The organism is Maritalea porphyrae, from assembly GCF_030159895.1.
In the GTDB taxonomy this organism is placed as follows: domain Bacteria; phylum Pseudomonadota; class Alphaproteobacteria; order Rhizobiales; family Devosiaceae; genus Maritalea; species Maritalea porphyrae.
In genome coordinates, this window is the sequence record NZ_BSNI01000001.1 from 634474 (window position 1) to 646924 (window position 12451).

The following is a 12451-nucleotide window of genomic DNA, read 5'->3' on the forward strand; positions in this document are numbered from 1 at the left end:
TGTTGTCACCTCTCCGGCGCAAATTTATCCGGATGAGCAGCCTGAAACGCGGGATGGGCATTGCAATTTTCTTCAATCGCCAAAATCCGCTCGCAGGCTGAAAGGTCAACTTCCCAACGGCGGGCATTGTAAAGCTGTGGCATCAAGCAGCAATCGGCCATTGTTGGCGTATCGCCAAACGAGAATTTGCTGTCGGACTGTTGTTGCAACATCCCTTCATAGGCGTGCAATCCTTGCCCGATAAAGTGATGAAACCAATCGCGCACCACGTCCTTGTCCACGCCAAATGTTTTGGTGATATGTTGGGTGACCCCAAGATTACAGACAGGGTGAATATCCATCGCAATGGCGTGTGAAAGTGCGCGAACGCGTTGGCGATCCAGCGCATCAGCAGGCATCAAGCCCTTATCAGGATGCACCTCCGCTAAATACTCGATAATCGCCACGGACTGGGTGAACAACATGCCATCAAGCTCAATAGTGGGTACCAATCCTTGCGGGTTGAGCATTTTATAGCTTTCGCCCTTATGTGCGCCTTCCAAAAGGTTCACATCAACATCCCTGTAGTCAATGCCACACAGGGCCAAAGCAATGCGCACGCGATAGGCTGCGGAAGAGCGCCAATAATTATAAAGAACAGTTTCGCTCATATTGGCGCTCCGCATTTGCTATTTTGTTTCAACGATCTGCTGATCGATGGCACCGAAAATACTTGATCCATCATCATTGAGCATTTCGATACGAACCTGATCGCCAAACTTCATAAATTCAGTGGTTGGTTTGCCACTCTCAATGGTTTCGATCATACGGATTTCGGCGATGCAAGAATAGCCCAAGCCGCCATCACGCACAGGTTTGCCCGGCGTGCCATCAGCATCTTTGTTTGACACGGTGCCAGACCCGATAATCGCGCCCGCTGCAACGTGGCGTGTTTTTGCCGCATGAGAGACGATCTTTGGGAAATTGAACGTCATATCAACGCCTGCATTGGCTTTGCCGAAAGCATCGCCATTATAGTGCACCAGCATGTCACGATGCACCTTGCCGTCTTGCCAATTCTCGCCCAACTCGTCTGGCGTAATCGCCACGGGTGCAAAAGCAGTCGCGCCTTTACTTTGGAAAAAGCCAAAGCCTTTGGCCAACTCACCTGGAATCAAAGCGCGGTAGCTCACATCATTGAGCAATACGATCAGCTTGATTTTGTCCGCCGCTTCCTCCGGTGAAAGACCCATTTTAAGGTCATCGCAAATCACACCAATCTCGGCTTCCATATCGATGCCCCAGCTCTCCGAGCCAACTTCCACATCGTCATGCGCGCCCAGCATTGCATCGGGTGCACCCATATACATCAATGGATCTTCCCAGAAGCTCGCTGGCAATTCCGCGCCACGTGCCTTGCGCACAAGTTCAACGTGATTGACGTAAGCAGACCCATCTGCCCACTGGCTTGGGTTCGGCAAAGGTGCCATCGCTTTTTGAACGTCAAATGCTTCACCAACAGATGCATCGCCATTGATTTTCTCAGAAAGCGCCTGCAGGCCCGCTTCAACGCTGGACCAATCATCAATCGCATCACGCATGGTTTTGGCCACATCTCTTGCGCTCACATAGCGCGACAAATCTCGGCTCACCACCACCAGCTCGCCATAGCGCGAGCCGTTTGAAAGAGTTGCAAGTTTCATAAAATCAGTCCCACTTTCCTTCTGGGGTGCCATCAAAATGGCTCTTTAGGTCTTCCCAGCAATCAATGTAATTATCTTGTTGTGTCTCAAGCTTCGCCGCATAATCTGTCAGAAGTTGCGGGAACCGCGTTTCGAACATAAATGCCATGGTATTATCAAGTTTTTGCGGCTTCAAATCCGCATTTGAAGCTTTATAGAACCCGCCCGAATCTGGCCCGTGCGGCAACATCATATTGTGCAAGCTCATGCCGCCGGGCACAAAGCCTTCTTCCTTCGCATCGTACTGACCTTGGATAAGCCCCATAAATTCAGACATGATGTTGCGGTGATACCAAGGCGGACGGAACGTGTGCTCGGCCACCAGCCAGCGCGGCGGGAAGATCACAAAATCAATATTCGCCGTACCCTCTTCGCCAGACGGTGCCGTTAGAACGGTGAAAATTGACGGATCAGGGTGATCGAACAAAATTGAGCCAACCGGCGAATAAGTCGCAAGATCATATTTATATGGCGTGTAGTTGCCGTGCCAAGCGACCACATCGAGCGGCGAATGTGGAATTTCTGTTTCATAGAAATTACCACACCATTTCACGATCACCCGACAAGGCGTATCTTTTTGTTCAAACGCTGCAACCGGCGTTTTGAAATCGCGTGGGTTTGCCAAACAGTTCGCGCCAATCGGACCACGATCTGGCAACGTAAATTTTGCACCATAGTTTTCGCACATATAGCCGCGGGATGGTCCCTCAACGCTCACCTTGAACACCATGCCGCGCGGGATCACCACAATCTCGCCTGGGGCCACGTCAAACTTGCCCATCTCGGTGAAGATGTGCAGGCTGCCCACTTCTGGTACCAACAGCAGTTCCGCATCCGCGTTGAAAAAGTGATCATCTTCCATCGAGGCGTTGAACGCATAAACATGGCTGGCCATGCCAACCTGCGTGTACACATCCCCTGCGGTGGTGATGGTTTTCACCCCATGCAAAAAGTCAGTTTTTTCCTCTGGAATCGGCACCGGGTCCCAACGCAACTGCCCAATCGGCAATTCAGCATCGAGTTTTTGCGGCGCTGTTTTCCAAAGCGGCAATTGGAACGGCTTGAACCGTTTTGTGTGCCGAACGCTTGGCCGAATGCGATATAGCCATGACCGCTCATTGGTGCCGCGTGGCGCGGTAAATGGCGAACCAGACAATTGCTCAGCATAAAGCCCATAGGCACATTTTTGCGGGCTATTTTGCCCCTGCGGCAACGCACCCGGCAAAGCCTCGGTTTCAAAATCATTGCCGAAACCGGGCATATAATCGAGATCATTCTTGCTCATTTGAAAACCCTTGGACCCTATCTATCTTTTCCAAAGTCAAATTAGTGGTTGCACATGTAACCATCCATTATGTAACTATCAAACGAGGGAGATTTACACAATGGATGATCAAAACAAACAAAACGCTGAAATTCTTGCCTTGGAGAACTTCTTGCCTTACCGGCTCAATCAAGCCGCTGAAAAGGTCAGCCAAAAGTTCGCGCAGGAATATAAAAAGCGTTATGGCCTGACACGGCCGGAATGGCGCACCTTCGCCACCATCGGGCAGTTTGGTGTGATCACCGCGCGCGAGATTTGCAATCACTCCCCCATGCACAAAACCAAAGTATCCCGCGCAGTTTTCTCACTGGAAAAGCGCCGCTGGGTAAAACGCACCCAAGATCCCGAAGATCGTCGGTTGGAACATCTCGAACTCACAAGTGTTGGGCAAACCGCCTATAAAGACATGGTCAATGTTGCCCGTCAGTTTGAAAAGAATTTCATTGATTCAATCGGCGGTGAAGATGCCAAATTATTGCTTACTGCGTTAAATGCCATTGAAAGGCGCTTTGAAGGGTAAGACCAAATACCGCCCGAAAGATCGTAAGCAATTATTTACCGCGCCAATTTTCCAATGCTTTAGTAAATACGCTTATGCTGCGACACATGCAAAGTCGCGAATTGAGCATCGTCGATCCGATTGACTTGATCCCAAATGCTGACGCTCTGGGTCGAGCAAAAGGCATATTTCTGATCACAACTGATGGTCAGATCGCTTCCGTTTTTGGTGATTTAGCGGTCCTGCTCAACAATTCCGAAACAAGTCTGGTTGGACAAGACATCCGTGATATTCTGCGCGCAGCTGAGCTTGATGCGCTTTTCGCAGGCGGATCAACCAACCAAAACCCACCACACAAGATCGCGTTTCTAGCGGAATCCACAAGCAAGAAAATCGAGCCACAACGGTTTGTGTTAACCGTACATCTGCCAGAGCAAGCCTTACAAACCGCACCGCAGATGCTGGTCGAAATTCACGAACTTGTTGAAACTGCCGTCCCAACGAAAACTGCGAACAAACATGATGACCGCATTCGGTTTGCTTTACAAAGCGCCGCGCAAGCGGTTTGGGACTGCGACATGAATAGTGGCGAAATATGGTATTCAAGCCGTTGGTACACTATGCGCGGATTTGAAATTGGTGACAGCCAAGCCTCAGGTGCCGAAAATTGGCAAAAGCGCCTTCATCCGGATGATAGGGATGAGATATTGGAACAAGTCCACGCGCAGGATAGTGGCGAACTAACTGAAAATTCCTTCGAATATCGAGAACGTCACGCGGACGGAAACTGGATATGGATCATGAGCCGCGGGCGCATTATTGCGTGGAACAGCGATGGCACACCAGCACGTATTGTTGGAACCGACACCGACATAACCGACATGAAAATGCGCGAGCGGCAACTGACCCTCGAAACTCGTCGGTTCTTTGAAAAAAGCATGAGCGACATTGCCGCGGCCCATCAGCGCGTCGTTGAGGACAGCGAGAAAGCAAAACAGCTCGCCAATCAAGACCCACTTACGGGCCTTGCCAACCGCAGAGCCTTGCTGGAAAAAATCGAAAGCTGGGTGGCCAAGGATCACGAAGAGCCAGGTGTTGGACGGCTTCTGTTTTTCCTCGACCTCGACAATTTCAAACCGATCAACGATTCGTTGGGGCATGTTGCAGGTGATTTCATCTTGCGTGAAACAGCTCATCGCTTAGCCCAAATTACAAACTCGTCTGACATGATTGCACGCCTTGGTGGCGATGAGTTTGCTATTCTCATCGAAAGGGGCCTGATTGACGAAGATGTCAGCGACATTGCCTATCGCATTTGCACACGCATCATAGATGCAATCACAACCCCAATAGAATATGGCGGTCGAAGCCTGCAACTCGGCGTAAGCATTGGCGTGACTGACTTTGAGCGCGCCAACAAATCCGCGGATCAATTACTGCACGCTGCGGATGTTGCAATGTATAATGCGAAAAACCGAGGCGGCAACAGATTTAGCCTTGCAGACAGCTAGTCAAATGCGAAACGTATGTGCATATAACACGCCCAAAACTTGCCATCATGTTCATTCTGACATAATTGACGCGTAAAAGCCGTTCAGCCTCATATTTCAATTAACGAATATGAGTTAGAACCGATCGGTCCTTAAAATCTTTTGAGTGAGCAATTATGACCAAATCACCGTTTAAAGCCTATGACGTGCGCGGCATCATTCCTGACCAGATGAATGTGCCTTTCGCTTATCGATTTGGCCAAGCCGTTGCGCATTTTCTCAAAGCAAAAACAATTGTTGTTGGTCATGATATGCGCCTTGATAGCGCGCCGTTTGCCGAAGCCATTTCACAAGGCTTGATGGATAGCGGCGTTGATGTATTGCCAGTTGGTCAGTGCGGTACAGAAGAGGTTTATTTCCACACAGACAATTCTGGCGCGGACGGCGGATTGATGGTGACCGCCAGCCACAACCCACAAGATTATAACGGAATCAAGATGGTGCTTAAGGGCGCGCAAGCGGCGACCAAAGATAACGCGCTTGGGCCACTTGAAGAATTGGTGATGGGCGACACCCAATTCGCGCCAGTTTCTTATGAACAACGCGGTCAAAAACGCGAGGTTCTCGATCGTAGCAAATATGTGCAACGCTTGCTCAACCAAGTTAAAGGCGTGGAGCTTAAACCGCTCAAAATCGTCTGCCATGCGGGCAATGGCTGCGCCGGCGCAATCATCGATGCGCTTGAACCACACCTGCCGTTCACGTTTATCAAAGTAGACCATGAAGCAGATGGCCACCTGCCAAACGGCATTCCAAACCCGCTTCTGCCAGAAAAACGCGCCAAAGCCGCCAACGCAGTTAAAGAGCATGGTGCCGATTTGGGCATTGCCTGGGATGGCGACTTCGACCGCTGCTTCTTCTACGACCACACAGGCGAATTCGTTGAGGGCTACTATTTGGTAGGTCTAATCGCGCAAACACTGCTGCACAAAAATCCGGGCGCAAAAATCGTCTACGATCCACGCATGACCTGGAACACTATTGATGTGGTAGAAGCGGCAGGCGGCGTGCCGATTATTTCCAAAACTGGCCACGCATTCTTTAAACAAATCATGCGCGAAGAAAACGCCCTTTATGGCGGCGAAATGAGCGCACACCACTATTTCGATGATTTCTCTTATTGCGACACCGGCATGGTGCCGTGGTTGGCAATCGTGTCCGAAATCTCAACCAGCGGCAAAACCCTCAAGCAGATGGTTGAAGAACGAATTGCAAAATTCCCATGCTCGGGTGAGATCAACTTCAAGGTGGCCGACGCACCTGCCATTTTGGCAAAAATCGAAGCGACCTATGCCCCTGATGCATTAAAAGTCGAGCATATTGATGGGGTCAGTGTTGAATTTGAAAACTGGCGTTTCAATGTACGCTCTTCAAACACTGAGCCCCTATTGCGCATCAATGTGGAGTCACGCGGCGACAAAGACTTGGTCGACGCCAAGGTGCAAGAACTTACAGACCTGATCCAAGCGTAGAATTAGCAACCCCGGCCTGAAGCCGGGGCGGCCAAAAGTTCTCTCTAAATCAAATTTTTGCTTAGATATCCCACTTCGCGCCGGTCAACTCTTCCGAGACGTGCCAAAGCTTCGCGGCTGCATCCATATCGCGCCCCCAAGGAGCAATGGGTGTTTCCCCAACTGGACCACCCAATCCGCCGCGTTTTACCGGACCATAAAATGTCACTGGCTTTGCTTCAGGATCAGCTGCGGCTAACACCAATGACTTTGCGCCATGGGATGGTGGGTGAGACAAAAACCGTCCAAACACCACCATTAGCCACTTTTCGATGCCGCCCGGACCTGTGCGTTGCAAATTAGTGTCCGCATAACCTGGGTGCACCACATAGGCATCAACTGCACTGCCAGCTGCCTTCAAACGGTGTTGCAGTTCATGGATGAAAAGCATATTGGCGAGCTTGCTCTGGCCATAACTAACGGTCGAGCTGTAACCTTCGTCAAAATTCAAGTCTTCAAACTTGATGCGCTCCAACCCCCAACGGTGGGCAATAGAGGAGACAGCAATAATGCGCCCTTTTGCCTTTTCCACGAGGGGATAGAGCATTTGCGCAAACAAAAAATGCCCCAAATGATTGACGCCAAACTGCGTTTCAAACCCATCTTTTGTTAGGGTGCGCGTTGGGATCATCATAAGGCCTGCATTGTTGAGCAACACATCGAGCGTCTCATGCGTTTTCAGATAGGTATCTGCCGCTGCACGCACACTCTCCAAGGAGGCTAGGTCCATGAGCACATAGTCAATAGAAGCTGCTGGCGTTGCATGTTCATTGATTTGGGCAACAGCATCTTTTGCTTTCTCTTCATTTCGGCAAAAAATCGTCACATGCGCATTTTTGCTAACCAAGACTTTTGCGGCTTCCAGGCCGATGCCAGAATTGCCGCCCGTAATCACAACAGTCTTGCCGCTCATATCTGGGGTGCGCTCATAACCCCAACCATTCTTGCCAAATGGCAATTTGTATTTCGTCATCAATTTCTCCAATTATCAAACTGAGTGATTAGTCAGTCATTTTCTATATGTGTTGAACTTTTTGCAATTCAAGATCTCTCGCTTGAGATTTCTGATCGTTTATTTTTTGCTAATGCCGTTCCAAAAGACGTCGAAACTTGTTTCGAGATGCGCGTTGCGCTCGGCGTCCGAAAACGCCTCGTTCCACAATAGGTACTCAACAACTGCTTGGCCCTGCCGAAACATAATCTCGGCAATGAGTTCTGGGGCTAAGTGCTGCAACCGGCCGCCTTCTACTCCACCGCTAAACAATGTCATCATTTCTTGATACGGCTCACCAACTGCATCAAGGTCAGTTTTTGTCAGCCTTTCAGAAACACGAATTTGCTCCATCAAATTGAACCGCGTCCAATTCGACATGCCCCACTTCAACCCGTTGAACCACAACAACTCGAGTTGATCGCGAAGGTCCGCAATTGGGTCAAACCCAACGGACGCAGCGCCAATCATTTCGCGCTTGAGATACATCATCACTTCACGGATCAAGTCTTCTTTTGTCGGGAAGTAATTAAATAGAGTGCCCGTTGCTACACCAGCATGTTTGGCCACAGACGCGGTGGACGTGTTCCAAAACCCATTTTCACCAAAAAGCTCAATCGCTGCTTCCAAAAGCACATCGCGCTTCGCCGCTCGGCCGTCGCCATTGCCCTTGCGTCCACTGCCATTGGTAGCGCGCACATCAGCGGGCGAAAAAACAATCACATTTCGAGGCATTTTCTTTTCCATAGCTGCCATATAGGAACCAATGACTGAGCAGTCAATCACAGCTGAACGAACTTGTTATTCACTAAAATCAAACAGTGTCGTAATTGGCTGAAAGTTTCATTGGCACAAAGCGACAAGCCTGATATGGAAATCTTTATGTCAATGAAAATACATCAAACACTGCTCGATCTTGAACGCGCCATTTTGGCGCCGAACAATCGTGCAAACACCGACTTCCTAATGAACATCCTCACTCCGGACTTTTTGGAAATCGGCGCATCCGGCACACGCTACACGCGTGCCAACATTATCGAGCACTTGCGCGACAAGCCCGGCTTTGACGGCCCGCGATCCGTTGAGAACTTTTTTGCCAAGCCACTATCCGAAGATACATGGATCGTGAATTATCGCATTCCAGAAACAACGACCCAGCGCACTTCAATTTGGCAAAAGCGCGGCGGCGAATGGAAGATGCGCTTCCATCAGGGCACCGTTGAGCAGAAATCAAAAGGCCTATCGCATTAGCGCTCGAACAGGCTGTCGAATAACGGTTTTGCGTTTTTCTGGTGCAATACGGCGCGGATCGCCAAGATAGATCTCGTGATAGTGCCCATGTGCCTCCAAGCCATTTTCCGGCAAATATTCGTGATAAAGCTGATCAAGTGTGGGCCGAACTTCTTCGTTTGGGCCAATATGCATAATTTGCACCGCCAGTCCCTCTTCAAACCACTCTAAGCGCAAACCCTCAGGTGGTGATGATTTGAGTTTTTCTGATGCCTCCTTGAGAGCACTTTCAAACTGCTGTTGATCGATCCAACTTGGCATTGGGATCATCAAACTCCATTTGAACTTGTCTCGATTTCCTTCAATCAGATCATTGATATCATCCGCCCACCACAAAGTTTCCAGCGGCGGCTCGATAAAGTCCTTACCCATGCGCTTTTTGCCATCACGTCGGATCGGCTGGATCGCTGCAAATATCCATTTCAGTTTCGCTTCATAATCACCTTTTTGCGGGTCCCCTGCCCCATCAAGCATGGCAAAGGGTAGTCGTGGCACCGTGACAGATGAGAACTTGTCGCTTGGCAGGAGGTACAGCTCTTTCAATTGCGCTTTGAGTTCCTCAAAAGCCATATCTCGCTCCTCTTTCATCCCAATGATGCCTGCAAAACTTAGCCGCCTGGTTTTGCCGCCGCTTCTAGGGCGTGGGCCAGCACTTGTTTGTCGCCTATATGGTTGGCCAGCAACAAGATGAGCCGCGCATTGATGTCAGCGCTTTCTTTCTCTGATTTCCCCTCATGCAGCGCCAGAAGATCGGCGTAAAAATCATCAGCACCAGCAATATTTGGTTTGGTGTTCAACATCTATGCTCTCCTCACCCGCGACCGGTTGCTTTGGCCAATGCCGCACGCACTTTGGCTTCATCATATGCGGTCCAGCGCGCCGCCACATGCTGATCGGGCCGCATCAAATAAACCGCACTTGACTGATCACCCAAATAGCGCGTCGCAAATCCATCGTCGTCCAACGAGGCTGTATTCACTGACAATGTCGAAACGCCAATGCCACACACATCCAAATGGTCTGGCACGTCACAATTGATCGCGATCAACTGAAATTTGTTGCCGAGTTGGTCGCCCAGCCAACCATTCGCAATAGGTGCATCCACATAAGGCGCGCCGGGCCGGGTGCGAAGCGGCAACGCTTCATCATCGTCCCCATTAAGGGGTGAACCATCATAAACCGCAGGCACGGACAAGCGGCCCGAGTTTACCAATGGACGCGCAAATTCATAATGCTCGGCCAAGTCCAAGACCGCATTGCGGAAGGATCGGCTTACATCGGACTTAGGGGTGATGAAATCGGTTGATCGGGTGGAATTGAGGATATTCTCATCTGCCCCATAAATGCGCTCCCAGTCATAACTATCGAGCAGGCTTTCAGGCGCGTGTCCGTCCATAACAAGCTTTAGCTTCCAGCACAGATTGTCCGTGTCTTGCAATCCAGAATTGGCCCCACGTGCGCCAAAGGGCGATACTTGATGCGCAGCGTCTCCAGCAAAAATCACGTGCCCGTGCCGGAACTTTTCCATCCGTCGACATTGGAATGTGTAGATCGAAACCCATTCAAGCTCAAACTTGGCGTCTTCGCCCAGCATCGCTTTCAGGCGCGGCACAACGTTTTCTTCGCGCTTCTCTTTTTCTTTGTCGATGTTCCAGCCAAGCTGCAAATCAATCCGCCACACATTGTCGGGTTGCGAGTGCAACAATGCGGACTGCCCTCTATTGAATGGCGGATCAAACCAGAACCACCGTTCCACCGGAAAATCCGCTTCCATAATCACATCTGCAATTAAGAAATTGTCTTCAAACACCCGCCCGTCAAAATCAAGATTGAGCATTTGGCGAATGGGAGACGCAGCGCCATCGCACACAATCAACCAATCTGTATCGAGCTGGTACGGCCCATCCGGCGTTTCAATAGAAATGCGCGCGCCATTATCCTTAGGGTCGACTTGCGTGACTTTGTTCTGCCCACGGATTTCAATCGGCTTGCCCTGGCGTTGCAACTCAAAAGCCCGCTCAACCAGATATTGCTCAAAATAATATTGCTGCAAATTGATAAAAGCTGGGCGCTTGTGACCACCTTCAGGTAGCAGGTCAAAATCATAGACTTGGCGCTCATCAAAGAACACTTTGCCCAAATTCCAAACAACGCCCTTGTCGACAAACTCGTCGCCGCAGCCCAATCGATCCAAGATCTCCAACGGTCGTTTGGCATAGCATACCGCCCGCGACCCCCAACTCACCTTGTCATTATCGTCGACCACAACAACTGGCACGTCTTGCATCGCCAGATCGATCGCAGCGCCGAGTCCAATGGGCCCAGCACCAACCACAATAACCGGATGCCGCACAATGTCGGCACTGTCTTGGTCCGCATGTTTTTTGTACGGATAAAGCGGTGTTTCAAAGATCTTGGTCATTCTTCCTCCCCAAAAGAACGATTTTGAACTGATGGCTTAGCCTTGCAACTTGTTCCACATATCCAAGTCGCGTTCCGCCGTCCAAATGCGCGGTGTATCCACATCCAGCGCTTCGTCATAAGCGCGTGATACGTTAAATGGCAGGCAATGCTCATAGATTGCGTAGTCGCCAAACTTTGGATCACACTCGGCCCGCACAGCGTCCCATGCTTCTTTTAGCGACCCGCCACGCAAGGCAACGCGCGCTGCTGGCAAATAAGTCGAGCGAACAAAATCCGAAGTGTTGTCGAGCGCGGCATTGACCATCTCTTTGCCCACCAGCGCATCACCACGGCCCGGCGCAATCGCATCCACGTCCCATGACCGAATGGCCTCAATGGTTTTAGGCCAATCGTGGAAATGACCGTCACCGCAATAACATGCGGAATGATATTCAACGATATCGCCGGTGAACATCACATTCTCGTCGCCCACATAGGCAACGATATCTCCGGCAGTGTGCGCACGACCCAAATGCATCAAATCAACACGTCGTTTGCCCAGATAAACCGACATACGCTTGTTAAATGTCGTTGTCGGCCAAGTAAGGCCCGGAATGCTTTCGTGACCCTGGAACAGACGTGGGAAGCGACCAAATTCACTGTCCCAATCTTCCTGGCCCCGCTCAACAACCATCGAGCGCGCTTTTTCTGACATTATGACTTGGCTTGCGCCATAGGCAGATGCCCCCAAAACGCGCACAGCGTGATAGTGGGTGAGAACAACATGGCTGATCGGCTTATCAGTAACGCTGCGCACCTTTTCAACGACCATATTGGCCAAACGTGGGGTCGCCTGCGCATCAATAATCATCACACTATCATCGCCAATGATCACGCCTGTGTTTGGATCACCTTCAGCGGTAAACGCATAGAGATCGCGCCCAACCTCGGTGAACGAAATTTTCTTGTCTTCCATATCGTTAGTGGAAGCGAAAGCTTTTGCCATTTTGTCTGTCCTCCTCGCGCAAACGAGCACTTGCCCGTTGCAAATCATCTCAAGCGTTCAAGCCCGAGCAATTTGCAACCGTCAAGCGATCATCCCCTATTCGCTCAATCAGTAATCGCGCACAAGATTAGTTTCAATCGCAACTATGTCAAGTGC

At 50.3% G+C, this 12451-nt stretch carries 13 protein-coding genes; 4 read left to right on the forward strand and 9 right to left on the reverse strand.

Features of this window, described 5'->3' with window-relative positions; genetic code table 11:
- Nucleotides 1-5 precede the first annotated feature (5 nt).
- The 3 genes from maiA to hmgA are packed head-to-tail and all read right to left on the reverse strand — an operon-like array spanning nt 6 to nt 3006.
- Complete coding sequence (gene maiA, locus QQL65_RS03190; RefSeq protein ID WP_284361983.1) at nt 6-650, reverse strand: maleylacetoacetate isomerase; 645 nt, start codon at nt 648-650, stop codon at nt 6-8.
- Between the two features lie 18 nt (nt 651-668).
- Nucleotides 669-1682 (reverse strand): fumarylacetoacetate hydrolase family protein, encoded by a 1014-nt coding sequence (locus QQL65_RS03195; protein WP_284361984.1) that lies wholly within the window; start codon nt 1680-1682, stop codon nt 669-671.
- A gap of 4 nt (nt 1683-1686) precedes the next feature.
- Entirely contained in the window at nt 1687-3006 is a 1320-nt protein-coding gene (gene hmgA, locus QQL65_RS03200; RefSeq protein WP_284361986.1) for a homogentisate 1,2-dioxygenase, read from the reverse strand.
- A gap of 100 nt (nt 3007-3106) precedes the next feature.
- On the opposite strand from hmgA, the gene QQL65_RS03205 reads away from it, so the two are divergent.
- From QQL65_RS03205 to QQL65_RS03215, 3 genes are all read left to right on the forward strand, one after another.
- Entirely contained in the window at nt 3107-3565 is a 459-nt protein-coding gene (locus QQL65_RS03205) for a MarR family winged helix-turn-helix transcriptional regulator (protein WP_284361988.1), read from the forward strand.
- 86 nt (nt 3566-3651) lie between these two features.
- Nucleotides 3652-5055, forward strand: coding sequence for a diguanylate cyclase domain-containing protein (locus tag QQL65_RS03210; RefSeq protein WP_284361989.1), 1404 nt, complete (start codon nt 3652-3654; stop codon nt 5053-5055).
- Nucleotides 5056-5210: 155 nt separating this feature from the next.
- Nucleotides 5211-6566, forward strand: coding sequence for a phosphohexomutase domain-containing protein (locus QQL65_RS03215; RefSeq protein ID WP_284361990.1), 1356 nt, complete (start codon nt 5211-5213; stop codon nt 6564-6566).
- A 61-nt stretch (nt 6567-6627) separates the two neighbouring features.
- On the opposite strand, the gene QQL65_RS03220 is transcribed toward QQL65_RS03215, so the two are convergent.
- Together QQL65_RS03220 and QQL65_RS03225 are read right to left on the reverse strand one after the other, a co-directional pair.
- Complete coding sequence (locus tag QQL65_RS03220) at nt 6628-7578, reverse strand: oxidoreductase (protein WP_284361991.1); 951 nt, start codon at nt 7576-7578, stop codon at nt 6628-6630.
- A 99-nt stretch (nt 7579-7677) separates the two neighbouring features.
- Nucleotides 7678-8331 carry a TetR/AcrR family transcriptional regulator gene (locus QQL65_RS03225; RefSeq protein WP_284361992.1) on the reverse strand — a complete coding sequence of 218 codons (654 nt, stop codon included), beginning with the start codon at nt 8329-8331 and terminating at the stop codon, nt 7678-7680.
- Between the two features lie 147 nt (nt 8332-8478).
- On the opposite strand from QQL65_RS03225, the gene QQL65_RS03230 reads away from it, so the two are divergent.
- Nucleotides 8479-8847, forward strand: coding sequence for a nuclear transport factor 2 family protein (locus tag QQL65_RS03230; RefSeq protein ID WP_284361993.1), 369 nt, complete (start codon nt 8479-8481; stop codon nt 8845-8847).
- Here the strand turns inward: QQL65_RS03230 and QQL65_RS03235 are convergent.
- From QQL65_RS03235 to QQL65_RS03250, 4 genes are read right to left on the reverse strand one after another with little or no spacing between them, the layout of a single operon-like run.
- Entirely contained in the window at nt 8836-9456 is a 621-nt protein-coding gene (locus QQL65_RS03235) for a GyrI-like domain-containing protein (RefSeq protein ID WP_284361994.1), read from the reverse strand. The genes QQL65_RS03230 and QQL65_RS03235 overlap by 12 nt on opposite strands.
- Nucleotides 9457-9494: 38 nt before the next feature.
- Nucleotides 9495-9686 (reverse strand): DUF2783 domain-containing protein, encoded by a 192-nt coding sequence (locus QQL65_RS03240; RefSeq protein ID WP_284361996.1) that lies wholly within the window; start codon nt 9684-9686, stop codon nt 9495-9497.
- Between the two features lie 11 nt (nt 9687-9697).
- Nucleotides 9698-11308: an FAD-dependent oxidoreductase gene (locus QQL65_RS03245; protein ID WP_284361998.1), complete on the reverse strand. Its 1611-nt coding sequence runs from the start codon at nt 11306-11308 to the stop codon at nt 9698-9700.
- A gap of 36 nt (nt 11309-11344) precedes the next feature.
- Nucleotides 11345-12295: an MBL fold metallo-hydrolase gene (locus QQL65_RS03250; RefSeq protein WP_284362000.1), complete on the reverse strand. Its 951-nt coding sequence runs from the start codon at nt 12293-12295 to the stop codon at nt 11345-11347.
- Between the last annotated feature and the right edge of the window lie 156 nt (nt 12296-12451).